This is a genomic window from Pseudooctadecabacter sp., from assembly GCF_965657175.1.
In the GTDB taxonomy this organism is placed as follows: domain Bacteria; phylum Pseudomonadota; class Alphaproteobacteria; order Rhodobacterales; family Rhodobacteraceae; genus Octadecabacter.
Genome location: NZ_CBFHNH010000027.1, coordinates 1 through 20,461, shown reverse-complemented (window position 1 = coordinate 20,461; position 20,461 = coordinate 1). Strand labels below are relative to the sequence as shown.

Below are 20,461 nucleotides of genomic sequence, written 5' to 3'. Positions count from 1 at the left end.
TCGCCGTGACGGACCAATCTTCACCCTCCCCATCAGCCGGACCCGCCGCGGTCGAACATGTGATCGACGAATTGGAAACCTTGTCGGGCGCTGACCATCTGCTCATGCGCGATCTCATCGCACAATTCGGTGTGGCCTCGTTCTCAACTTTAATGTTGGTGGTGTCAGTATTGTTGGTGTCCCCTCTGAGCGGGGTGCCTCTGTTCTCAACCGTGTGCGGCATCACGATCGCGCTGATTGCATCACAAGCCGCATGGGGACGCACAGCGCTTTGGCTGCCAGACCGTCTGCTGGATGCGAAGTTCAGCCTGTCGCGCCTTGGCCGGGGCCTTCATTGGATGCGCCGCTTGGCAAGATGGTTGGACGAACGCACCGCCAAACGTCTTGCGGTGTTGGTCACACAGCCGTTTTCACGTGTGGTCTATGGCGCGTGTACGCTTGCGGGCCTTGGCCTTCCGTTCATGGAATTGGTGCCTTTCACGTCAAGCCTGATTGGCGCCTCAATCGCTGTCATTTCCGTGGGGCTATTGGCCAAGGACGGCCTATTGGCCGTTTTGGGATTGATCGCCTTGCCCACCATTTTCCTGATCCCGATTTTCGCGGTCTCGTCGCTGTTTGGCACAGGCTGATCGTCTAGCGGCGCAAGAAATAGGTCGTCAGGGACACCACGAACAAGGCCGCAAAAACGACAAACAGGACCAGACCCACGTCTGACCAAGACGCCAGATTTTCCGAAAATGCGAATACACCGGCGATCAAAGCTGCGCCAAAAAACGTCACGACCCACTTACGCATCTTGACTGTCCTCACGTTGCTGCGCTGCGAAAAACGTGCAGCTTGACGAAAAAACGGGACTCCATCGCGAATAGTTCCAATTCAATTTCGGAACCCTACGTCCAATTGACACGTTAATTTCCTTAGAAATTCAACTCTTTTGGGGGCCATATGTCTCGGACACAAATGACAAATGACAAAGGCACAGACTATGACACCGCCGATCTGGCCCAGCAGATCGAAACTCTGAAGGCGGATCTGAAAGACCTGACCGAGATCATGGCAGGCGTGGGTCAATCCAAGGCGGCGGACATCAAGGAAGCAGCGCAGGACACCTTCAAATCGGCACGCGACGCGGGGGCTGAAAAAGTCGACTACGCCCGCGCGCAGGCCGAACATTTGGGCGATGAGGCCCGCCAGTTTGTACAGCGTCAGCCTGCGACCGCATTGGGTGTCGCAGTGGGTGTGGGCTTTCTGATCGTCCTTTTGGGAAGCCGCCGTTGATTTTGGACCCCATCTAATCCGCAGCTGCGCGCGCCGGCAAGCGCGCAGAATAGAGTATGGGCGGCATTGTTTTTGCGGCTGTGGGACTTGGGTTCATGACCGCTGCCCTTTGGTTGGTTCTGCTGACCGTCGTGACGCCGCTTTCTGCCTGCGTGGTCCTGGGGCTGATTTATCTGGGGCTGGGCTGCATCAGCTTTGCGGCCGCCGCAATGACCGGTAAATCCCATGATGTCGACAGTTACAAAGCGGCCGATGCGCCCAAGACAGGCGTGAATGCGCCCCGTTGGTTGAGGCGTTTTTGTATGGTTTGCAAGCAGGCTCTGACGCTTCCCACAACCATCGTCGTCACTGACACATCCAGACAAAGCACGTAAAAAACGCCCCACAAAACTGCGGGGCGTTTGTCTTTAGACGAATGAAAGTTCCCTAGCTTGCGTCGTCCCCGTCATCTCTTCGGTCACGACGTTGCGGGTCAGATGGCTGATCCTTCCCGCCCGTCTCTTGGTTGGTTGTCATGTAAATCACCATCACGGTGATGAACAACAACCCAATCAAGCCAGCGATGAAAACGTCCGTTGTCATGGCGGTCTCCTTCGCTTGATATCAGGGCCTCAACGGCCCCTAGTGAGGGAAGTTCCATAAAAGCGGTGTGCAGTTCGGTCGCGGTGTTCTTAAGGTTAAAGTCGGGTTAAACCCGTCTGCGCCATGGCCGAGGACAGCTCGGCGCTGAGGACATCCCACAACGCGCCGAGCCCCTCTGCGCCCGCAGCGGCGATGGCAAATTGCAGGGATCGCCCGAAGAAGGTGAAATCAGCGCCCGCGTTCAACGCCTTCAACACGTCTTCGCCTGACCGCAAACCGCTGTCGTAAAACAACGGAAAATCAGGGCCGACCGCTTCGCGGATCAACGGCAACATCGATATCGGCGCGGGCGCGCTTTGCAATTGGCGCGATCCGTGGCTGGACACCTGCACTGCATCCACACCAGCCGCCTTCAGCGCCACGGCATCCTCAGTGTGCAATACACCTTTGACGACCAGCTTGCCCCTCCACATATCGCGCAGCCGCGCCAAAGTGTCCCAATCGGCCCGCGCGCGGCTTTCGGTGCGGTCGAAGTCATAGCCGTCCATCTCGAAATTCGCCATCTGCGGTTTGCCTGCGGCCAGTTGCGCCAATGACCAGCGCGGGTGCAGGGCGAAGTCCACGAATTGTCGCGGGCCGATGGTGAAGGGCATTTTGAACCCGTGGCGCAATTCGCGCGGGCGGCGTCCGACCTCTGGCACATCGACAGTCAGGACAAGAGTGCCGTAGCCTGCAGCCTTGGCCCGTTCGACCAGCTTGAACGTCCCCTGCCCGTCCCCCGAATAATAAAGCTGAAACCAAGCGTGTCCCTCGGCCACGTCGATGATCTTTTCCATCGGGGTTGAGGCCACGGTGCTGACCCCATGGGGCACGCGGTACTTGGCCGCCAATCGCGCCAACATCAGATCGGCCCCGGGGGCGGACCGATTGCACATGCCCATGGGCGCAATGCCGAAGGGCCGGTCTGCCGATGCCCCAAACAAATCAACGGTCATGGACCGCTGCGACACATCTCGCAGCACGCGCGGTTCAAGCGTCAGCGCATCAAGGGCCGCGCGGTTTCGCGCGGCCCCTGTTTCATTTCCTGCCGCCCCGTCGATGTAATCAAACACCATCCAAGGCAGCCGCCGTCTGGCAAGGCGCCGCGCATCTTCCGCCGAATGGATATGCGCGGCCGCCCCCATTTAGCTGGCAATCGCTTTCATGAAGCGGTCCTTGATGATGACCGGATCCATGGTGATCACCGGCATCTTGGCATTGCCGCTGTCACACTTGACGACCATGACCGTGCCCTTGCCGCTGTCTACCGCCTCTTGCAGGGCCTTGCCGGTGTCGACGTCCTGCACTTCAACGACGTTGTCACACCCCGCCGCACGGGCCATGCCCGCCAGATCGGTTTTGCGGCCCGTATAGGTCGGCTGATCCCCGGTGGACCCGTAAGACCCGTTGTCGATGATCATCAGGATGAAGTTGTCAGGGCAGTTGTTGCCGATCGTGGGCAACGTGCCGAGGTTCGTCAGAACCGATCCGTCCCCATCGATGGAAATGACAGTTTTGTCCTGCGCCAGTGCCACGCCAAGGCCAATCGAAGACGCAAGACCCATGGTTCCCAGCATGTAGAAATTGCTGGGCTGGTCCATGATGGCATGCAGTTCTTGGGACGGGATACCGATGTTGCAGACAATCAGCTTGTCTTTGAGGATCGGTGCGATCTCTTTGAGAATTTCAGAACGGATCATTGGTCGCCATAGCCTCCCCAGAAGTTGGCGTCGGTCAGGATCGCCACGGGTTTGTTGCACATGAAGGTGTATTTCAGGATGTTGTCGAATTCCTTGACGTCGTCCTGCCAGTGGAAGTGATAGGTGGGGATGTGCATCTGCGCCAAAAGCGCCTTGGTGTGCACGGCCATTTCCACCTGACAGGCCACAGGTTCGCGCAACTCACCCCGGTAGGAAATGATCATCGGCAGGGGCATGCGGTAAAACTGTGTCAGCGTCGCCAGCGTGTTAATCGTCACACCAATGGCGGTGTTCTGCATGATGATCGCAGACCGTTTGCCGCCCATGAAGGCACCGGCGCACAGGCCCATCCCCTCATCTTCCTTGTTGGATGGGATGTGGAAAATCTCTTCGCGATTGTCAATTTCCTCGATCACACCGGCCAGCTGTTTGCAGGGCACGGTGGTGACGAAAGAAACATCGTTGGCGACAAGATCATCGGTGATCTTCTTGTCGATGTTCATGGCGTTGCCTTTCAGGTTGGGGCGCGGGTCACGCCCAAGGGTTAAGAATGATCGTGGGGGCGGCCACAGCGCCTGCGCGCAGGTCGCGGAATGCGGCGGCCCCTTGTGCCAACGGGCGCTGATCCGTCCAGTCCAGCGGGCCAAGGCGGCCATCAAAGATGGCCTCGGCCGTGTCACGGAAATCTTGCGCGGAGTAGGTATAGGTGCCGATAAAGGTGATCTCTTGCAAGGTCAGGCGACGCACGTCAATGCCGCCTGCGTCCTCACCCAGCCCCACATGGGCAATGACCCCACCGGGGGCTGCATGGGTCGAGGCCACAGCGCGGGTGGCGGCATAGCCCACCGCATCAATCACAATCGAAAACGCGCCCTCCGCCGTGGCCACGACCCGCAGGCCGCAACGGTCTGCGAGAAATGCGGCGCGGGCGGCGTTGGGTTCTGCCACGGTGATGTCGTCCACCCCCATGGCGCGCAGCGCCAGTGCCGCCGCAAGGCCAATCGCCCCACCGCCCACGACCAGCGCGGTGCGGTCCATGGAGGCATGCAGCGCGCCCAGCGCCAGACGCACCGCATGCCAGCTGACGGCCAGCGGTTCGGCAAGCGACGCTTTGTTCAGCGGCACATTGGCCGGAACCTCAACCAAATTGCGCCACGGGGCCGAGATATATTGCGCAAAGGCCCCCTCACGCGGTTGCATCGACATGATCTGACGGTCGGGGCAGAGGTTCTCACGCCCCGCAAGACAGGCGGGACAGGCCATGCAGGTCACCAAGGGGTTGATCGTCACGCGGGTGCCAGCACGGTCGCCGTTCACGATGGTGCCAGCGGCCTCATGCCCGAGGATCAGCGGCGCAGGTCGCCGCGCATCGTGGCCCAGATAGGCATGCATGTCCGACCCGCAGATGCCCACGGCCTCCACCTTGATCAGATGTTCGCCGTCTGCGGCAACCGCATCGGGCACGTCTCGAAAGGTCAGGGTTTCCACCCCATCATAGACCAAGGCCTTCATTTCGCAGTGAACCCCCCGTCAACCATCAGCACCTGCCCCGTCACGTAGGAGGAGGCTTCCGAGCATAAAAACAAAACCGGCCCGTCGATGTCTTCCAGCGTGCCGTTGCGACCAATGCAGGTCTGGGCGGCATTGCGGCCCGCGCGGTCCGGGTCATCAAACACAGCCGCCGTCAATTCGGTCGGGAAAAACCCTGGCCCGATGGCGTTGGCGGTAATCCCGTGGGGGGACCACGCCTCGGCCATGGCACGGGTCAGCTGGGCGATCCCGCCCTTGCTGGCCCCGTAGGCAATCCCGCCGGGAAAGGCGCGTGTCGTCTGCAACGACGCGAAATTCACGATCCGCCCCCAGCCCTTGGCCTTCATGGCAGGCACCATCGCCTGAGACAGAAAAAATGGCGCGCTGAGGTTCAGCGCGAGCGTTTGATCCCAGCCTTCGATTGTCACGTCATCTGCCGCCTGCCGAGTGTTCACACCAGCCGCATGGACGACGATATCGGGTGCCCCGAAGGGGGCGGAGACATCATCAACAAGATCGGCAAAGCCCGCGCGGTCGGTCACATCGGCCACAACACCTTCGGCCACATCGCCCAGTTCATCCACCAGACTGTCGATAGCATCGCCGCGCCGAGCGACCCCCACAACCCGCGCGCCCGCCTCCGCCAGAACCATCGCCGCACGCCGCCCCAGACCGGAACTTGCACCGGTGATACAGGCAACCCTGCCGCTGAGATCAAAGAGGCGGTCGGGATTGGTCATTCCGCACTCAGATCGAAATTTTCGCCGGGGAAGTATTTGGCCAGACGCACGTCTGCGGCGCGGGCATGGCCCTCCATCCCTTCAAGGCGGCTGATCCGCGCGGTGGCAATCGCCACGTCCTTGGACGCCTCACGGGTGGTGCGCTGCCATGTGACGATCTTCATGTATTTGTGCACCGACAGACCGCCCGTATAGCCCGCAGCCCCGGATGTAGGCAGCACGTGGTTGGTGCCCGACGCCTTGTCGCCGTAGCTGACGGTGGTTTCTTCACCCAAGAACAGCGACCCGTAACAGGTGAGGTTTTCAAGCCACCAGTCCAGATCGTCGGCCTGAACCGTCAGATGTTCCGGCGCGTATTCATCGGAACATTTCGCCATGTCCACGCGGTCTTTGCAGATGATGACTTCGGCATAATCGCGCCAAGCAGCAAAGGCGTTTTCGCGGTTCAACTCGGGCAGATCATCAATGTACTGCGGCACCAGTGCCATCACCCGTTCGGCCAGATCGCGGTCATCGGTCACAAGCCAGACGGGCGAATTATAGCCGTGTTCCGCCTGACTGACCAAATCGGTGGCCACGATATGCGCGTCGGCGGTCTTGTCTGCAAGGATCAGGCTGTCGGTCGGGCCCGCGATCATGTCGATGCCTACGCGACCAAAAAGGATACGTTTGGCTTCGGCCACAAACTGGTTGCCCGGCCCCACAAGGATGTTGGCCTTGGGCAGGCCAAACAACCCGAAGGTCATCGCAGCCACACCCTGCACACCGCCCATGGCCATGATCTTGTCCGCCCCGCACACATGCGCGGCATAAACGATGGCAGGCGCCACGCCCACGCCCGGACGGGGCGGCGAGCAGGCGGTGATGTGTTTGCAACCGGCGACCTTGGCGGTCGTCACGGTCATGATGGCCGATGCGATATGGCTGTAGCGCCCACCGGGCACATAGCAGCCTGCTGCATCCACGGGGATCGCCTTTTGGCCCGCGATAAAGCCCGGTGACATCTCCATCTCGACATCAGCAACGGTGCCTTTTTGCAATTCGGCAAAGCGTTTGACGTTGTCGTGGGCGAAATCAATGTCGGCCTTCAACTTGTCCGGCACCTGTGCGATGGCGGCGTCAATTTCGTCCTGAGACAACATCACGCTGCCTTCGTAGCGGTCGAACTTGGCGGCATATTCCAGCGCCTTGGCATCGCCGCCTGCCTCAATATCGTTGAGGATCCCCACAACCGTATCATGCACATCAGACGCGCCCGAGGCAGAGGTCAACGTTGCTTTCTTAAGGTAGTCGCGTGTCATCGGTCGGTCCTGTACAAAGAGGCTTATACGCTCATGTAAGCGGTTACATCCCAATAAAGCAAGCGCTGTTATCGCGCAGCGAATTATTTTAGAATGTCTGAAAGCGAACGTAAGAAACCGTGAAGGGCGCAGTCTTGACCGCCAAATCCCCGCCAACCATTGATGACGTGGCACGTGCTGCGGCCGTGTCCACCGCGACGGTGTCACGGTGTCTGAACACGCCTGCGAAGGTATCCCAAGCCACGCGGGACCGTGTCATGGGGGCCGTCAAACAGCTGGGCTACACCCCGAATTTCGCAGCCCGCGCGATGGCTGCAAACCGTACCCATACCATCGGCGCGATCATTCCGACGATGGAAAATGCCATTTTTGCCCGTGGCATTCAGGCCTTTCAGGAAACCCTGCACCAGCAGGGCTATACCCTGTTGGTCGCCAGTTCCGCCTATGATCCCGCGCGTGAGGCCGACCAGATCGACACCTTGATCGGGCGCGGGGCCGATGGGCTGCTGTTGATCGGGTACGACCGCGCGCCCGACGTCTATGCAGCACTTGCTGCCCGTGGTGTGCCGACATTGCTGTCATGGGCCCATCAGGACCACGGCCCCCTGCCCGCAGTTGGCTTTGACAACGAAGCCGCCATGCACGCACTGGCGGACCACGTTCTCGATCTGGGTCACCGCGACATTGCTGTGATTTCGGGCCATGTTGCGGGCAATGACCGCGCGGCAGACCGGCTCAAAGGTATTCGCGCGGCCCTGTCGGCGCGCGGCCTGTCCCCCCGTGCGGTCGTGGAATGCAGCTATGGGATTGAAACCGGCGCGCAGGCCTTTGCGCAGATCATGGCAGGGCCTGCGCGGCCCACCTTGGTTATGTGCGGCAACGATGTTCTGGCCGTGGGCGCCCTGCAACAGGCACGCCTGATGGGGGTGCAGGTGCCCCAAGACGTGTCTGTGACCGGCTTTGACGACATCGAATTGGCCAGCATCGCCACCCCCGATCTGACCACCGTTCACGTCCCCCACCGCGACATGGGCATTCAAGCCGCCCACACTTTGATCGCCATGATCGAGACCGGACAAAACGCGCCGTCTGTCAAGCTCAACAGTACCATCCGCCTGCGCGGATCTGTCCGCCCGCTGACCTAGCCGGCCTCCACACCTCCTCGGATTTTGACGAACGCGCGGCGGCGCCGTCACGATGCATCACCCGCAGGATGTGGCGGAAAAAAGGGTACAATCGGGTCAAATGGTAAGGAAAACGCAGATCGACTTTACGATATCTTGTGATTTTTGGTCGATTTCTGAGCCTCAGGATTTTCGAGGTAACTTATGGTCGTGCGCTCAGGCGTCTTCTTCATTATTTTGGCCGCATCGGCCATTTTGCCCTGCAGTACCTTGTGCAAAATCACGTTCAAGGCGTTTCAATCGTGCATGCGCGCGATAAGGCCCAGCACAAAACCGATATGATCGAACGCCTGCCCGATTTGGCGAATGTCTTTTCCCAAGGCGGAATCCCAACCGATCTTCGGGATCAGATCAACCGGATGGCACATGGTCCCGACATTGTTGACATGGTGTTTTACGACCTGTCGGGCGCCCGTATTCCCATGTCGGACACCCTGTGGGATCCGGTGGTGGGGATGGATCACAGCAATCATCAAATGGACATGGCAGACGCCCCTGCGGATCACGAGGACCATGACGATCACGGCGCGCCGGACTTGGCCATGTTGGATGCGCCGGATCGTCTGGACAATAGCGTTTTGCGCGGTACTCCAACGATGGAGGAAAATACCGGTTCGGTTGCCGCGAAAGCCGGTTCATCCTTAGTGACCGCGATCATTTCGATCTACGACCAGTCCGATGAACAACTGGGGTACGGGCGCTATGTGGTGGTTGTAAACGATGTCATGGCCGCCTATTCATCCGGGCTTACCCGCTTCGCAAGCGTGTTGGTTTTGTTTGGCATCGCCATCTTCGGTGTTCCGGCGTTTGGCTATGTCCTTCAAAGACGGATCGCGGACCGGTTCAATTCGGATGGAAATATCTGGCAAGCTTCGATTCACTGACGGGCCTTTTGATCAGACGCGGCTTTGTGGGATGGGCAGATGCAAAGGTTCAGGCCGGAGGCATCAAAAACCTCGCCTATCTTGATGCAGATGCATTTAAATCTGTGAACGACACCTACGGACACGCTGTCGGCGACGCCTACCTGCAAAACATCGCCGAGGCGATTAAATCCCTCTTTGGCGACACATCGCGTTGCTCAAGGCCGGGAGGCGACGAATTCGTGATTGCCGATACCGCGTTGGGCGACGATGATTTCGGGGCGCGGCTCGATCAATAGCGCGCGGTCTGTGCTGAAGAAATCGAGCTTAATGGCGTCACCGTAAGATCGTCCGTCAGCATTGACATCGCGCGGTTCAATGGGGACCAATGCCTCGAAGATCTTCTCTCCATGGCGGATATGGTCCTCTACTTTGCGAAGGCACAGGGCGGAAATACCGTGTCGATTTATGACCGCGAAATGTCGACCGAGATGGAACATCTGCGCGCGCTTGAAGCGCGGTTGATGGAAGCCGTCATACACAGTGATTTTACCTTGCACTAATAGCCCCTCATCTACTCCAAGACCCGCCGGATTTTCGGCTACGAGGCCCTGTTGCGGCTGAACGACCGAGACGGCAACAGCATCCCCCCCGATGCTTTCATCCCTCTGGCGGAAAAGATGGGGCTGATCGAAGAAATTGGAACTTGGGTCCTATACGCCGCAACCCGCCAGATTGCGGGCATGAATGCCAATGACGTGATCGCCATCAACCTGTCGCCCGAACAATTCAAATCGGGAAAACTGGTGGGCATCGTCAAAGATGCGCTTTTGCAGGCCGACCTCGCGCCGTCACGTCTTGAATTGGAAATCACCGAATCTCCGTTGCTCGACGATCAGGCCGAAGTCGCCTTCCAGATCGCCGCGCTTAAAGACATGGGCGTTTACATTGCCATGGACGACTTTGGCACCGGCTTTTCCAGTCTGTCCTATCTTTGGAAATTCGGCTTTGATCGCATTAAGATCGACCGTTCTTTCATCAACGCACTGGAAGAAGACCCTGAACGCTCTCTCGGTCTTGTTGAATCGATTGTCCTGCTTAGGAAAAAATTGGTTATGGAGATCACCGCCGAAGGCGTCGAAACACAAACCCAATCGGCCATCCTGTCCTCACTGGGGTGCGATGTGCTTCAGGGGTTTTATTTTGGCAGGCCCGAACCCTTATCCCTGCCAGCGCCTGATCCCAAAGATCGCGCATCCTTTCCAAAGGTCGGATAGGGCGATGTGCCGTTCCGAACATCGCCGGATTTCGCGAACATGCGCACTCACGATAGCGTTTCGCATCTGACCACACCTGCTGTGGCGAAAACATTCGGCTCGCCCTCCAACGGCGCAAACAGGGGACCGTGATACAGCGGCAAAGGCAGATAAGGTGATGCGCACGAAGACGCTGATGGTTTCGGTGTCAGGCGATACGGGCACCCTTGGCCCACACACCGCTCAAGACCGGCGCACCTAGGCTGGACTTAACCCTCAAAACATCACCACGCAGCCCAATTTGAAGGCTGCCGCGATCCGCCAATCGCACCGCCATCGCAGGTGTGCGGGTCACTGTCGCTATGGCGCGGGGCAAATCATCCCAAATATCTGCGATGCGGAAGGCCGCCAGAAGCAACCCACCCGGCACATAGTCGGACGACAGAATATCCAACAAACCATCCTCGGCCAATTCCAACGCAGCAATATTGCCGGAATGGGATTTCCCACGGATCACATTGGGCGCCCCCATCATGACCGCAATACCATGGTCACGGCAGGTTTGCGCGGACTCAAGTGTTGTCGGAAACTCAGCGAACCCAACGCCGTTTTGGTGCGATTTGCGCACGTGATCGCGGGTTGTGTCATCATGGCTGGCCAGAACCGCACCCAACCGTTTGGCCTCCACCACCGCTCCTTTTTCATGCTTTTCACCGAATTGGGCCTGCAGTCTTTTCAGGTTCGCCACGTGCTCCGCAAAATCATTGTCATCCATGCCACGTTTCTTGGCCACATAGGTGCGCAAGGCGCTCAGATCGCGGAATTGACGTTGGCCGGGGGTGTGATCCATCAGGCTGACAATGCCCACACGGTCGTCGGGCGTAAAACGGGCCAATTCTTCGAGAAGGGTTTCAGAGCAAACCTCCGCACGCAGATGCAGAAAATGGCTGATCTTGAACACACCCTGCGCACGGGCCGCCAAAAGCTCATCCGCGACCGCGCGGGCGTAATCAAGGGAGCGACCTTTGCCGGAATGAGTGGACCCCGCGCGCAAGGCATCAAAAACAGTGGTGATGCCGACAGATGCCAATTCCGCATCATGGGCGATCAGCGCAGGCAGGTGCGGCCAGTCCACTTCGGGGCGCGGTTCCATATGACGTTCAAGGTTGTCGGTGTGCAGTTCAACCAAACCGGGCATGACGATATCCCCGGCACAATCCACGCTGCCACTGGGTCTATGATCACCTTCGACAATTTCGGTGATCTCACCATTTTCGATGACGATGGACCCCGTCAAAACCTGATCCGGCAAAATCAGCCGCGCATTGGCGAGGCAAACGTCATCTGACATAGAAGTGTCATCCGACTGGTCCATAGTCGAAGGCCTAAGGGGATAATTCATTATGTACACTCGTTTCGCAATTTATGACGCGCCGTTGGATGATGCATTGGCTGATTTCGGGGCGACGTGGCTGGGCTGGGATGTGCGGACAGGCAGCGCCACGCGCCAGCCAGATGTGCCCGGTTTAGATGACATTACGATGACACCGCGCAAATACGGGTTTCACGGCACATTGAAGCCGCCATTCAGACTGACGGATGGCTGCACCGTTGACGATTTGAAAACCGCGACTGCTGATTTGGCAGCGCGGTGCAGCCCCGCGCAAAGCGGCGGACTGACGCTGACCACACTGGGCGGCTTTCTGGCATTGACCCCGACAGGCGATCTGACTGCGCTGGAACGGGTCGCAAGCGCATGTGTGCGCGACCTCGATCCCTTTCGCGCGCCTGCGTCCCCAGACGAACTGGCGCGACGGCGCAGCGCAGGTCTGACCACGCGCCAAGAGGCGCTGATGATGGAATGGGGCTATCCTTACGTGATGGAGGAATTCCGGTTCCATCTGACGTTGAGCGGGCGTTTGGCACAGGCGGATCGCACCGCGTGGATGAAAACCGCGCAGACGCATTTGCCGCCCTTGGGCAACCGCTATGACTTGGGCAGCATCGCTTTGTGTGGTGAGCGTCCCGATGGGCGATTTGAACTGATCCAACGCTACACCCTCACAGGGTGAAGCAGTGACAAAGCGCACGCGACGGTGTCCGTCAGCGGGCCATCATTGCGGATTGTCATGACGTTCAGGCCAGCGGGCAATGGTTTGGTCGCTTGCGCCAAACGCTGCGCGATCTGTGCGTCGCTTTCGCGGCCACGTGCCTTCAGGCGCGACGCAAGCGTGTCCGGCCCAGCGGTGATGTTGAGGACGCAAAAACGGGCAAAGGCCGCCTGCCCTGCAATCAACGCGGACCGCGAAAAATTAGCGAGGCAATCTTGCCCTTCTGCCAGCACAGTCTGGATGGATGCGGGAATGCCATAGTGCAGGCTATGGGCACCCCAGTGAACGGCAAAGTGCCCTCGTGCGGCCATGTCTTCGAACTCTGCCACGCTGACGGCATCGTAGTCTTCACCCCCCAGGTCCGGCGCGCGGGTAATCGTGCGCCGCACAAGGTGCAGCGACGGGTCCGCAGCCGCCAGCCCGTCCATGACGCTGTCCTTGCCCACACCGGACGGGCCGACAACAGCGATGAGACGTCCGTCACTCATGCCGCAGTCTCTTGCGATTGTCCTATCGCTCCGCCGCTTGAGGACGCGTTCGACTGTCCTACCGCTCCGCTGCTTGAGGACGGGTCTGGCGTAAATTGGCTGACATCAATTTCACGGTCGCAAACGCGAACGCGGGCGGCTTCGTCGTGAAAAATCCCGATGATCGCCGCACCACGGGCTTTGGCGTCCTCGATCAGGGATAAGACAACCTCGCGATTGGCTGCATCAAGGCTTGCCGTGGGTTCATCAAGCAGCATCGCCGGATAGGTATGGGCAAAACCACGGGCGATGTTCACGCGCTGTTGCTCCCCCCCCGAAAAGGTTGTTGGGGACAAGGACCAAAGGCGCTGCGGGATATTGAGTTTGGTCAACAACTCTTTGGCACGGGCCTGCGCATCGGTCGCACTGGCACCGACCGCGCGCAGCGGTTCGGCAACAACATCCAGTGTCGGCACGCGCGGCACGACCCGCAGGAATTGGCTGACATAGCCCAAAGTCTCACGTCGCAAAGCGATCACGTCGCGGGGTTCGGCCTGCACCAGATCAACCCCATCGATCAGGATTTGCCCCGCTTGGGTCAGGTAGTTGCCGTAGATCATCCGCATCAGGGTTGATTTTCCGGCACCTGATGCGCCGGTCAGCGCCACGCATTCGCCCGGCCCCACGGACAGTGACACATCGTTGATGACTTCGATCACCGCACTGCCTTGATTGTGCAGCGTAAAGGTCTTGGACACGTTTCTAAGGTCTATCATTTTCACACCTGCAAAACAGAACTGACAAGGAGTTGGCTATACGCGTGCTGGGGGTCATCCAGCACTTGATCGGTCAGGCCCGCCTCGACCACATGGCCGTCTTTCATGACCATCAACCGATCCGCCAACAGGCGCACCACGGCAAGGTCATGGGTCACGATGATGGCCGACAGCCCCATGTCGCGGACAAGGCCGCGCACCAGATCAAGCAGCCGCGCCTGAACCGACACATCAAGCCCGCCGGTGGGTTCATCCATGAAGACCAGCCTTGGCCCCGTCACCAGATTTCGTGCAATTTGAAGGCGTTGTTGCATTCCGCCGGAAAATGTCGTGGGCCGATCATCCACGCGGTCTGCATCAATTTCCACCCGACCGAGCCAATCGACAGCCTTACCGCGGATATCGCCATAATGACGGTCGCCAACAGCCATGAGGCGCTCGCCCACATTGCCGCCGGCACTGACGCCCATGCGCAGCCCGTCACGGGCGTGTTGGTGGACAAAGGCCCAATCGGTGCGCGACAGCATGCGGCGTTCGGGTTCGGACATCGTGACGGTATCGCGCGGACCATAACTCTCATGCCCTGCCGCTTCGCTGCTTGGGGGCGGGCGCGTGTCGAACACGACCGCCCCCGCATCAGGCGTCAAATGCCCCGCCATACAGTTAAGCAACGTGGACTTGCCCGACCCGCTTTCCCCGACGATGCCCATGACCTCACCGGGGTAGAGGTCAAACGCCACATCCTTGCAGCCGATATGGTGGCCGTAAAACTTGGTGATCCCTTGGACCGAAAGCAAAGGTGTCATGCCGCGTCCTTTCCGTTCATCGTGCCGGTGTGTCCGGCAGCCTGTCGTCCTTCGCAAAAATCGGTGTCCGAACACACAAACATCCGCCCGCCTGCATCGTCGGTGATCACCTCATCAAGATAGCTGTTGTCCGCCCCGCACATGGCGCAGGGCTGCTTTGGTTTTGAGGCTTCAAACGGGTGGTCTTCGAAATCGAGAGACGCGACTTTGGTATAGGGTGGCAGCGCATAAATGCGCTGTTCGCGGCCTGCCCCGAACAACTGGATCGCCGCCATATCCCCAAGTTTGGGGTTGTCGAATTTCGGGATCGGGGACGGGTCCATAACATAGCGCCCTTCGACCTTGACCGGATAATCATAGGATGTCGCGATATGACCGTGGCGGCTGATGTCTTCGTACAGCTTCACATGCATCAGCCCGTATTCCTCAAGACTGTGCATCTTGCGCGTCTCGCTTTCGCGGGGTTCCAGAAACCGCAAAGGCTCTGGGATGGGGACTTGGTAGACAAGGATCTGGCCCTCGCTCAGCGGCTCTTCGGGGATGCGGTGGCGGGTCTGGATGACGCTCGCCTCAGACGTTTTGGTCGTCGTAGCGACGCCCGCCGTGCGCTCAAAGAAGGTACGGATGGACACGGCGTTGGTCGTGTCATCGGCTCCTTGGTCGATCACTTTGAACCGGTCGTCCGGCGTCATCACCGCCGCCGACACCTGCACCCCGCCAGTGCCCCACCCATAAGGCATCGGCATTTCACGGGATGCGAAGGGCACCTGATAGCCGGGGATCGCCAACCCCTTAAGGATCGCGCGGCGGATCATGCGTTTGGTTTGTTCGTCCAGATAGGCGAAGTTGTACTCGCTCATAGCAGGCTCCGTTTCTTGAGGCTTTTGCGCAATGCGGGGGTCATTCTGCGGCCTCAGGCAGGCTGTTGGCGCCCGCCTGTTCACGCAGCTTGCGCACCAGTTCCAATTCGGCCTGAAAGTCGACGTAGTGGGGCAGCTTGATGTGCTCCAAGAACCCTGTCGCCTGAATGTTGTCTGCATGGTACAGCACAAATTCGGCATCTTGTGCGGGGGCGCCTTCGTCTTCTTCGCCAAGTTCTTTCCAGCGCAGCGCCCGATCAACCAGAGCCATCGAAATCGCTTTGCGTTCCGTTTGCCCAAAGACCAACCCGTAGCCACGGGTGAATTGGGGCGGTTCGGATTTTGAGCCTGTGAACTGGTTGACGGTCTCACATTCGGTCAACGTGACCTCACCAATTTCAATGCTGAACCCAAGCTCGGGGATGTCCATTTCGACGGGCACCGCACCGATGCGCAATTCGCCCACAAAGGCGTGGTTGCGCGCATAGCCACGCTGGGTGGAATAGGCCATGCCAAGGGTGAACCCTTCATCCGCGCGGGTCAGGGCCTGCAAACGTAAACTGCGTTCTGCTGGCATTTCCAGCGGTTCGCGGGTCAAATCGGGGGGTGTCGTGTCATCATGCGGGGCCTCTTCGATCAGCCCTTCATGGTTCAGAAAATCGGTCACATGGGGGACATCGCCCGCCGCAGCCTCACGTGTTGCGGCCTCTGGCACGTCGCCATCGGCGGCCAGTTTGAAATCCAGCAAACGGTGTGTGTAATCAAACGTCGGCCCCAGAACTTGCCCGCCGGGCAGGTCCTTGAACGTGGCTGAGATGCGCCGATCGCAGGCCATTTGCCCCGTGTCCACGGGCAGGGATGCACCAAAACGGGGCAGCGTGGTGCGGTAGGCGCGGATCAGAAAGATCGCCTCAATCAGATCGCCGCGCGCCTGTTTGATCGCGAGGGCAGCAAGGTCCGGATCATAAAGTGATCCTTCGGCCATGACCCGATTGACGGCCAGTGCCAGCTGTTCACGGATTTGCCCGATGCTGAGTTCAGCGACGGACGTATCCCCGCGACGTTCTTCGGCAAGCCAAGCCTGCGCGTTTTCAATCGCCCGCTCTCCGCCTTTGACGGCCACATACATCAGACGGCTCCTTTCTGGGTGACACTTGTCGTGCGCGGCAGGGCCGCGAGACGGTCGGCACAGGTGAAGATGAAATCAAGGCCAAGGGGGAACAGGCTGGCGTTGTGCTGAAACGCCTCAGTCTCAGGCAGAGACAAGCTGTGCGTGTCTTTGATCCCCGGGCCAGACAAGGTGACGCCATGCGGGTCCAACCGGTCGACTTCAACGATCAGGGTGGCTGACCGGTCGGGGTATTGGGCAGTGCCAATCTGGTAGGCGCTGAGCGGGGTCAAGTCGTCCCAGCCCCCCACCGCAAACATACAATGAGACGGCCCAACAACGGGTGCGCCCGTATGAAACGCGACCCAAGTTCGCACCGCATCGCAATCCAGCGCGCCTGCCAGATGCAAGGGCGTTTCGGGATCACACAAGGTGAGCAACAGGGTCCCTGCCGTTGCAGACAGGGGCGCGGGTGGGACAGCGCCCGTCATGGTTTGGATTGTGCCAGGCCGCGCCATGGCGTCCATAACCTGCCGAAATGCCGCCGCAGAGGCGATTGCGGGGTCCGCGAACCCACCGCTGAGGGTCTTGGCCTGCATCAGTCTTCTCCTCGGACCAATGTAAAGAAATCGACTTTTGTGGCGGCTGCTTTGGCCGCGCGCGCGTCCCGTTTGGCCGCTTGCTCTGCGTCGAGAACGTCCAATACGTTGGCCTGCACTGTCGCTGTCTGCGGCGTTTGCATCAGCGCATCCACCACGGCCACGGCCTCCGCATCGGCCTTGTTGCGGCCTTGGATATAGGCATGGCCGACTTCGCCTGTCGCAAGGGTCAGGGCGCAGCGCGTCACGGTGACTTCGCCCAAATTGAACGGCGCGCCCGTTGCACCGGCGCGGGCGCGCACCATGGTGCTACCGACCTCGGGCGCACGCAGCCATGTGAACGCGGGGCGTGTCACTGCCGCGTCGAGCAGGGCCGCAACGCGCCCCTTAGGGGCCTTGGCCATAAGGCCAAGCCAGCGCTGGCGAGGCGCGTGGTCTTCGCTGATATCTTTCATCTCGACAACTTTTCCGTATCCTATACAACTAGACACATCATATCATGTCCCTTCGATTCCCCCAGCGGAGATTTGTGAATTTTGCGTGACAGCACTTCAAACCAACGACCCGGCCTCAAGACGCCGATCTGGCAGGCCATCGCCCAAGCGCTGCGCAGTGATCTGGCCGAGGGCCGCTATGCGCCGGGCGACAAACTTCCGACAGAGGCCGCCTTGGCCGAACGGTTCGGCGTCAACCGCCACACTGTGCGCCATGGGATTTCTGCGTTGGTGGACGAGGGTCTGATCCGCACGCGGCGCGGAGCGGGGGCCTTTGTGGCCTCGACACCCACCGATTATCCCATCGGGCGTAAAGTCCGGTTCCACGACAATCTGATCGCGGCTGGGCGCTTGCCCGAAAAGCGCGTCCTGTTGGTCGAAGACCGGTTTGCGACAACCGGCGAAGCGCAGGCGCTTGTCATCTCTGCGGGTGACCCGGTCTGTGCCTACCACGGGCTGTCCTTGGCCGACGGGCAACCCATTGCCGTTTTCGAAAGCGTCTTTCCCTTGGCGCGCACCCCAGGCATTGCGGCGGCCTTTGCCGCACAGGGCAGCGTGACGGAGGCTTTGGCCTCCGTTGGCGTGACAGATTACACCCGCGCATCCACCCGCCTGACGGCGGTCCGCGCCAATGCGACACACGCCCTGCATTTGCAGGTCGCCGAAGGGGATCCGCTGCTGCGATCGTCCGGCGTCAATGTGGATCAAAACGGCAATCCGGTCGAATACGGGCGCACGTGGTTTGTCGGGGACCGGATCACTCTCACCTTGGACAACGAGAACGGCCCCGCCTGATACAGGCGAGGCCGCGGGGGTCTGGCGGGCGGGATCAGTCCAGACCCATGCAGTTCGCGTAATAGGTCACCGTCGCGGGCCAGTCGGAAAAGATGCCTTCGACACCCACGTCTTGCGCCAAAGCATCGATCAATTTGTACATCACGCCATCGCTGGTCACGGCATCTGCGATCGACTGGTAATACCAGCCCCCCCCCATTCACGAGAGGACCTGACCTCTCAAGCGTCCACGTGATGATCTTGAGGTCCGCAGCTTTCGCCTGAAGTGCCAGTTCGGACGGGACGATATCACCCCCATCAAGTGTGACCAACATCCATGTGGGTGGCGCGATGTAGTTGACGCCCATGGCCTTCAGCTCATCCATGGTGTGGGGCCAGGTGGAGGCGTCCATCGGCGAATACCCCTCGATGTTGTATTCATCCATGAGGTAAACCGCTTGCGCGCCGAACTCTGGCGCAGCCTCAATCCAGTAGAGCACATCGTCGAGGTTGAACGACTGCAACCAGACATCAGACGCGGGCACACCGGCGGCCACGTATTCATCGACCAGCTTTTGTGCGTAGTCTTCTTGGGTGAAGCCGTTGAACGGCATCTCGACCGAGGGCGCCTTGAGTTCGGGTGTGAACCGCGCGCCGAGGTCGCGGAACAATTCGATGGACTCTGCGTGGGTCATCAGCATCGCGGGCTCGGCTGAATAAAGGTCCGTGCGCCAGCCTGCGGTGCCGCCAAGGTAAGCCTCAACCGTTGTTGCAGACCCGTCCGCTGCGTCCATCTTGGGCGTCAACGTCCGATATTCATCCAGCGTAATCTCTGATGTGCGGCATTCGGCAGTGGCGCTGGCATCGCCATTTGCGGGTGCAAACGGCGTTGTGCAGGTCGAGGCCAATGGCGTGGCAAGGATGTTGGTTGTGGTGTGCAAATCGTTCTGCGCGTGACGGCACACCAATTCTAGGTCCTCGGTGAAGGTCACATCACATTCCAAAATGCCCGCGCCCATCAAGGCCGCCGCACGGTTGGATTCGACTGTATGCTCCGGAAATTGCAGCGGCGCGCCACGGTGACCGATGGAAAACGAGGACATGGATGCCGTCTGGTTCTGGCACGACTGCAACTGCTCTTTCAACGGGCCGTCTTCCATCCGGTCGATCAGGTAGAACGGGCGCGGGCCATATTCGACGCGGTTAGGCGTTTGCGCGATAACGGGTGCCGCGGCGAGCGTCGCGGTCGTGAGAGTGATGATACGAAGCATGAGGATTCCCTATGGTGTTCATGTTCGTTCAACCTGATCGGGCGGTGTGAATGGCGTTTGACATAAACATCAAAGGTTTATGAAAGTGGTGAGGCCTCGTATTTTTCCAAGAACGCCTCGGCGGTCATTGACCGAAAATCGCTGAGCGCCCCACGCAAAGCCCCATGGTCCCAATCCCACCACGCTAGCGCCATCAGGCGGTCCGCGATGTCGCGCGGTTGGCGCAGCCGCAGGGGTTTGGCGGGCGTGCCTGCGACGATTGTGTAGGGATCGACGTCCTTGGTGACCACGGCCCCAGACGCCACGACAGCACCGTGGCCCAATGTGACCTCTGGCTTGACCATCGCGCCGGCACCGATCCATGTGTCATGCCCGATCTGAGCGGTACGGGACCTGCGATGGGCAAAGAACGCCTCGTCGCGGGTCGTATCATCCCAGTAATCCGCCGATCGATAAAGGAAATGGTGACAGGCGGCAGTATCGAGGGGATGGTCCGTCGCACCGATCCGACTGAAGGCCGCGATGTTGGAGAATTTGCCGATCCGCGCGTTTGCGATATCGGCATACCGGTCACAATAGGAATAATCCCCGAACGTCGCATTGTTCAGCCGGCTCCCGCGCCCGATTTCGACATAGGCGCCAAAGGTGCTGTCGGTGATATCGCAATCGGGGTGGATGACGGGGGTGTCAGCACTCAGTCGGGGCATGATCAGAGCTCTCTT

27 protein-coding genes and 1 pseudogene are annotated in these 20,461 nt (G+C 59.6%); 10 read left to right on the top strand and 18 right to left on the bottom strand.

Annotated features, from left to right (window positions below; translation table 11 throughout):
• Nucleotides 1-5: 5 nt before the first annotated feature.
• A complete protein-coding gene (locus ACTG36_RS15715) occupies nucleotides 6-629 on the top strand; it encodes an exopolysaccharide biosynthesis protein (protein WP_375280482.1) in 624 nt (207 codons plus the stop codon).
• Nucleotides 630-633: 4 nt separating this feature from the next.
• Here the strand turns inward: ACTG36_RS15715 and ACTG36_RS15710 are convergent, their stop codons facing one another.
• The gene (locus ACTG36_RS15710) at nucleotides 634-795 is read right to left on the bottom strand and encodes a DUF1328 domain-containing protein (protein ID WP_375280481.1); all 162 of its coding nucleotides are present in this window, start codon (nucleotides 793-795) and stop codon (nucleotides 634-636) included.
• 165 nt (nucleotides 796-960) lie between these two features.
• On the opposite strand from ACTG36_RS15710, the gene ACTG36_RS15705 reads away from it, so the two are divergent.
• Entirely contained in the window at nucleotides 961-1,278 is a 318-nt protein-coding gene (locus tag ACTG36_RS15705; protein ID WP_439142879.1) for a DUF883 family protein, read from the top strand.
• Between the two features lie 95 nt (nucleotides 1,279-1,373).
• Nucleotides 1,374-1,652 (top strand): hypothetical protein, encoded by a 279-nt coding sequence (locus ACTG36_RS15700; RefSeq protein WP_375280479.1) that lies wholly within the window; start codon nucleotides 1,374-1,376, stop codon nucleotides 1,650-1,652.
• Nucleotides 1,653-1,704: 52 nt separating this feature from the next.
• Here the strand turns inward: ACTG36_RS15700 and ACTG36_RS15695 are convergent, their stop codons facing one another.
• From ACTG36_RS15695 to hisD, 7 genes are all read right to left on the bottom strand, one after another.
• Nucleotides 1,705-1,860: a hypothetical protein gene (locus ACTG36_RS15695; protein WP_439142877.1), complete on the bottom strand. Its 156-nt coding sequence runs from the start codon at nucleotides 1,858-1,860 to the stop codon at nucleotides 1,705-1,707.
• Nucleotides 1,861-1,955: 95 nt separating this feature from the next.
• Complete coding sequence (locus tag ACTG36_RS15690; RefSeq protein WP_439142875.1) at nucleotides 1,956-3,044, bottom strand: alpha-hydroxy acid oxidase; 1,089 nt, start codon at nucleotides 3,042-3,044, stop codon at nucleotides 1,956-1,958.
• A complete protein-coding gene (gene comE / locus ACTG36_RS15685) occupies nucleotides 3,045-3,599 on the bottom strand; it encodes a sulfopyruvate decarboxylase subunit beta (RefSeq protein ID WP_375280476.1) in 555 nt (184 codons plus the stop codon).
• Nucleotides 3,596-4,102 carry a sulfopyruvate decarboxylase subunit alpha gene (locus ACTG36_RS15680; RefSeq protein WP_375280475.1) on the bottom strand — a complete coding sequence of 169 codons (507 nt, stop codon included), beginning with the start codon at nucleotides 4,100-4,102 and terminating at the stop codon, nucleotides 3,596-3,598. The genes comE and ACTG36_RS15680 overlap by 4 nt, the downstream gene beginning before the upstream one ends.
• A 28-nt stretch (nucleotides 4,103-4,130) precedes the next feature.
• Nucleotides 4,131-5,111: an alcohol dehydrogenase catalytic domain-containing protein gene (locus ACTG36_RS15675; protein ID WP_439142872.1), complete on the bottom strand. Its 981-nt coding sequence runs from the start codon at nucleotides 5,109-5,111 to the stop codon at nucleotides 4,131-4,133.
• Complete coding sequence (locus ACTG36_RS15670) at nucleotides 5,108-5,869, bottom strand: SDR family NAD(P)-dependent oxidoreductase (RefSeq protein ID WP_375280473.1); 762 nt, start codon at nucleotides 5,867-5,869, stop codon at nucleotides 5,108-5,110. The genes ACTG36_RS15675 and ACTG36_RS15670 overlap by 4 nt, the downstream gene beginning before the upstream one ends.
• Nucleotides 5,866-7,170 (bottom strand): histidinol dehydrogenase, encoded by a 1,305-nt coding sequence (hisD, locus tag ACTG36_RS15665; RefSeq protein WP_439142870.1) that lies wholly within the window; start codon nucleotides 7,168-7,170, stop codon nucleotides 5,866-5,868. Before hisD ends, ACTG36_RS15670 begins: the two co-directional genes overlap by 4 nt.
• A gap of 134 nt (nucleotides 7,171-7,304) precedes the next feature.
• Here hisD and ACTG36_RS15660 point away from each other — a divergent pair, with 134 nt between their 5' ends.
• From ACTG36_RS15660 to ACTG36_RS15640, 5 genes are all read left to right on the top strand, one after another.
• The gene (locus ACTG36_RS15660) at nucleotides 7,305-8,315 is read left to right on the top strand and encodes a LacI family DNA-binding transcriptional regulator (RefSeq protein ID WP_439142868.1); all 1,011 of its coding nucleotides are present in this window, start codon (nucleotides 7,305-7,307) and stop codon (nucleotides 8,313-8,315) included.
• Between the two features lie 281 nt (nucleotides 8,316-8,596).
• On the top strand, nucleotides 8,597-9,238 hold the full coding sequence (locus ACTG36_RS15655; RefSeq protein WP_439142866.1) for a hypothetical protein: 642 nt from the start codon (nucleotides 8,597-8,599) through the stop codon (nucleotides 9,236-9,238).
• A 26-nt stretch (nucleotides 9,239-9,264) separates the two neighbouring features.
• Nucleotides 9,265-9,516 (top strand): diguanylate cyclase domain-containing protein, encoded by a 252-nt coding sequence (locus ACTG36_RS15650; protein WP_375282372.1) that lies wholly within the window; start codon nucleotides 9,265-9,267, stop codon nucleotides 9,514-9,516.
• A gap of 111 nt (nucleotides 9,517-9,627) precedes the next feature.
• Complete coding sequence (locus ACTG36_RS15645; protein WP_375282373.1) at nucleotides 9,628-9,780, top strand: hypothetical protein; 153 nt, start codon at nucleotides 9,628-9,630, stop codon at nucleotides 9,778-9,780.
• 9 nt (nucleotides 9,781-9,789) lie between these two features.
• Nucleotides 9,790-10,494 (top strand): EAL domain-containing protein, encoded by a 705-nt coding sequence (locus ACTG36_RS15640; RefSeq protein ID WP_375282375.1) that lies wholly within the window; start codon nucleotides 9,790-9,792, stop codon nucleotides 10,492-10,494.
• A 187-nt stretch (nucleotides 10,495-10,681) separates the two neighbouring features.
• Here the strand turns inward: ACTG36_RS15640 and ACTG36_RS15635 are convergent, their stop codons facing one another.
• Entirely contained in the window at nucleotides 10,682-11,824 is a 1,143-nt protein-coding gene (locus ACTG36_RS15635) for an alpha-D-ribose 1-methylphosphonate 5-triphosphate diphosphatase (protein ID WP_375282374.1), read from the bottom strand.
• A gap of 52 nt (nucleotides 11,825-11,876) precedes the next feature.
• Between ACTG36_RS15635 and ACTG36_RS15630 the strand changes: the two genes are divergently transcribed.
• Entirely contained in the window at nucleotides 11,877-12,545 is a 669-nt protein-coding gene (locus tag ACTG36_RS15630) for a DUF1045 domain-containing protein (RefSeq protein ID WP_439142863.1), read from the top strand.
• Here ACTG36_RS15630 and phnN read toward each other — a convergent pair.
• Genes phnN through phnG form a run of 7 tightly spaced genes read right to left on the bottom strand, consistent with a single transcriptional unit; the run spans nucleotide 12,527 to nucleotide 17,655 of the window.
• A complete protein-coding gene (phnN, locus tag ACTG36_RS15625) occupies nucleotides 12,527-13,072 on the bottom strand; it encodes a phosphonate metabolism protein/1,5-bisphosphokinase (PRPP-forming) PhnN (protein WP_375281535.1) in 546 nt (181 codons plus the stop codon). The genes ACTG36_RS15630 and phnN overlap by 19 nt on opposite strands.
• Nucleotides 13,069-13,827 carry a phosphonate C-P lyase system protein PhnL gene (phnL, locus tag ACTG36_RS15620; protein WP_375281536.1) on the bottom strand — a complete coding sequence of 253 codons (759 nt, stop codon included), beginning with the start codon at nucleotides 13,825-13,827 and terminating at the stop codon, nucleotides 13,069-13,071. The genes phnN and phnL overlap by 4 nt, the downstream gene beginning before the upstream one ends.
• Before the next feature lie 2 nt (nucleotides 13,828-13,829).
• On the bottom strand, nucleotides 13,830-14,633 hold the full coding sequence (gene phnK, locus ACTG36_RS15615) for a phosphonate C-P lyase system protein PhnK (protein ID WP_375281537.1): 804 nt from the start codon (nucleotides 14,631-14,633) through the stop codon (nucleotides 13,830-13,832).
• A complete protein-coding gene (locus ACTG36_RS15610) occupies nucleotides 14,630-15,493 on the bottom strand; it encodes an alpha-D-ribose 1-methylphosphonate 5-phosphate C-P-lyase PhnJ (protein WP_375281538.1) in 864 nt (287 codons plus the stop codon). Before ACTG36_RS15610 ends, phnK begins: the two co-directional genes overlap by 4 nt.
• A 40-nt stretch (nucleotides 15,494-15,533) precedes the next feature.
• Complete coding sequence (locus ACTG36_RS15605; protein ID WP_375281539.1) at nucleotides 15,534-16,622, bottom strand: carbon-phosphorus lyase complex subunit PhnI; 1,089 nt, start codon at nucleotides 16,620-16,622, stop codon at nucleotides 15,534-15,536.
• The gene (gene phnH, locus ACTG36_RS15600; protein ID WP_375281540.1) at nucleotides 16,622-17,200 is read right to left on the bottom strand and encodes a phosphonate C-P lyase system protein PhnH; all 579 of its coding nucleotides are present in this window, start codon (nucleotides 17,198-17,200) and stop codon (nucleotides 16,622-16,624) included. The genes ACTG36_RS15605 and phnH overlap by 1 nt, the downstream gene beginning before the upstream one ends.
• The gene (phnG, locus tag ACTG36_RS15595; RefSeq protein ID WP_375281541.1) at nucleotides 17,200-17,655 is read right to left on the bottom strand and encodes a phosphonate C-P lyase system protein PhnG; all 456 of its coding nucleotides are present in this window, start codon (nucleotides 17,653-17,655) and stop codon (nucleotides 17,200-17,202) included. The genes phnH and phnG overlap by 1 nt, the downstream gene beginning before the upstream one ends.
• 78 nt (nucleotides 17,656-17,733) lie before the next feature.
• Between phnG and phnF the strand changes: the two genes are divergently transcribed.
• Nucleotides 17,734-18,489 carry a phosphonate metabolism transcriptional regulator PhnF gene (gene phnF / locus ACTG36_RS15590; protein ID WP_375281569.1) on the top strand — a complete coding sequence of 252 codons (756 nt, stop codon included), beginning with the start codon at nucleotides 17,734-17,736 and terminating at the stop codon, nucleotides 18,487-18,489.
• Between the two features lie 34 nt (nucleotides 18,490-18,523).
• On the opposite strand, the pseudogene ACTG36_RS15585 reads toward phnF, so the two are convergent.
• Nucleotides 18,524-19,739, bottom strand: a pseudogene (locus tag ACTG36_RS15585) (glycerophosphodiester phosphodiesterase family protein).
• A gap of 77 nt (nucleotides 19,740-19,816) precedes the next feature.
• Nucleotides 19,817-20,446, bottom strand: coding sequence for a chloramphenicol acetyltransferase (locus ACTG36_RS15580; RefSeq protein ID WP_375281542.1), 630 nt, complete (start codon nucleotides 20,444-20,446; stop codon nucleotides 19,817-19,819).
• Between the last annotated feature and the right edge of the window lie 15 nt (nucleotides 20,447-20,461).

Excerpts from the sequence above, each read along its gene's own strand:
- ACTG36_RS15710 (WP_375280481.1), bottom strand. The coding sequence starts at position 795 with ATGCGTAAGTGGGTCGTGACGTTTTTTGGCGCAGCTTTGATCGCCGGT.
- ACTG36_RS15705 (WP_439142879.1), top strand. The coding sequence starts at position 961 with ATGACAAATGACAAAGGCACAGACTATGACACCGCCGATCTGGCCCAG.
- ACTG36_RS15700 (WP_375280479.1), top strand. The coding sequence starts at position 1,374 with ATGACCGCTGCCCTTTGGTTGGTTCTGCTGACCGTCGTGACGCCGCTT.
- ACTG36_RS15695 (WP_439142877.1), bottom strand. The coding sequence starts at position 1,860 with ATGACAACGGACGTTTTCATCGCTGGCTTGATTGGGTTGTTGTTCATC.
- ACTG36_RS15690 (WP_439142875.1), bottom strand. The coding sequence starts at position 3,044 with ATGGGGGCGGCCGCGCATATCCATTCGGCGGAAGATGCGCGGCGCCTT.
- comE (WP_375280476.1), bottom strand. The coding sequence starts at position 3,599 with ATGATCCGTTCTGAAATTCTCAAAGAGATCGCACCGATCCTCAAAGAC.
- ACTG36_RS15680 (WP_375280475.1), bottom strand. The coding sequence starts at position 4,102 with ATGAACATCGACAAGAAGATCACCGATGATCTTGTCGCCAACGATGTT.
- ACTG36_RS15675 (WP_439142872.1), bottom strand. The coding sequence starts at position 5,111 with ATGAAGGCCTTGGTCTATGATGGGGTGGAAACCCTGACCTTTCGAGAC.
- ACTG36_RS15670 (WP_375280473.1), bottom strand. The coding sequence starts at position 5,869 with ATGACCAATCCCGACCGCCTCTTTGATCTCAGCGGCAGGGTTGCCTGT.
- hisD (WP_439142870.1), bottom strand. The coding sequence starts at position 7,170 with ATGACACGCGACTACCTTAAGAAAGCAACGTTGACCTCTGCCTCGGGC.
- ACTG36_RS15645 (WP_375282373.1), top strand. The coding sequence starts at position 9,628 with ATGGCGGATATGGTCCTCTACTTTGCGAAGGCACAGGGCGGAAATACC.
- ACTG36_RS15635 (WP_375282374.1), bottom strand. The coding sequence starts at position 11,824 with ATGTCAGATGACGTTTGCCTCGCCAATGCGCGGCTGATTTTGCCGGAT.
- ACTG36_RS15630 (WP_439142863.1), top strand. The coding sequence starts at position 11,877 with ATGTACACTCGTTTCGCAATTTATGACGCGCCGTTGGATGATGCATTG.
- phnN (WP_375281535.1), bottom strand. The coding sequence starts at position 13,072 with ATGAGTGACGGACGTCTCATCGCTGTTGTCGGCCCGTCCGGTGTGGGC.
- phnL (WP_375281536.1), bottom strand. The coding sequence starts at position 13,827 with ATGATAGACCTTAGAAACGTGTCCAAGACCTTTACGCTGCACAATCAA.
- phnK (WP_375281537.1), bottom strand. The coding sequence starts at position 14,633 with ATGACACCTTTGCTTTCGGTCCAAGGGATCACCAAGTTTTACGGCCAC.
- ACTG36_RS15610 (WP_375281538.1), bottom strand. The coding sequence starts at position 15,493 with ATGAGCGAGTACAACTTCGCCTATCTGGACGAACAAACCAAACGCATG.
- ACTG36_RS15605 (WP_375281539.1), bottom strand. The coding sequence starts at position 16,622 with ATGTATGTGGCCGTCAAAGGCGGAGAGCGGGCGATTGAAAACGCGCAG.
- phnH (WP_375281540.1), bottom strand. The coding sequence starts at position 17,200 with ATGCAGGCCAAGACCCTCAGCGGTGGGTTCGCGGACCCCGCAATCGCC.
- phnG (WP_375281541.1), bottom strand. The coding sequence starts at position 17,655 with ATGAAAGATATCAGCGAAGACCACGCGCCTCGCCAGCGCTGGCTTGGC.
- ACTG36_RS15580 (WP_375281542.1), bottom strand. The coding sequence starts at position 20,446 with ATGCCCCGACTGAGTGCTGACACCCCCGTCATCCACCCCGATTGCGAT.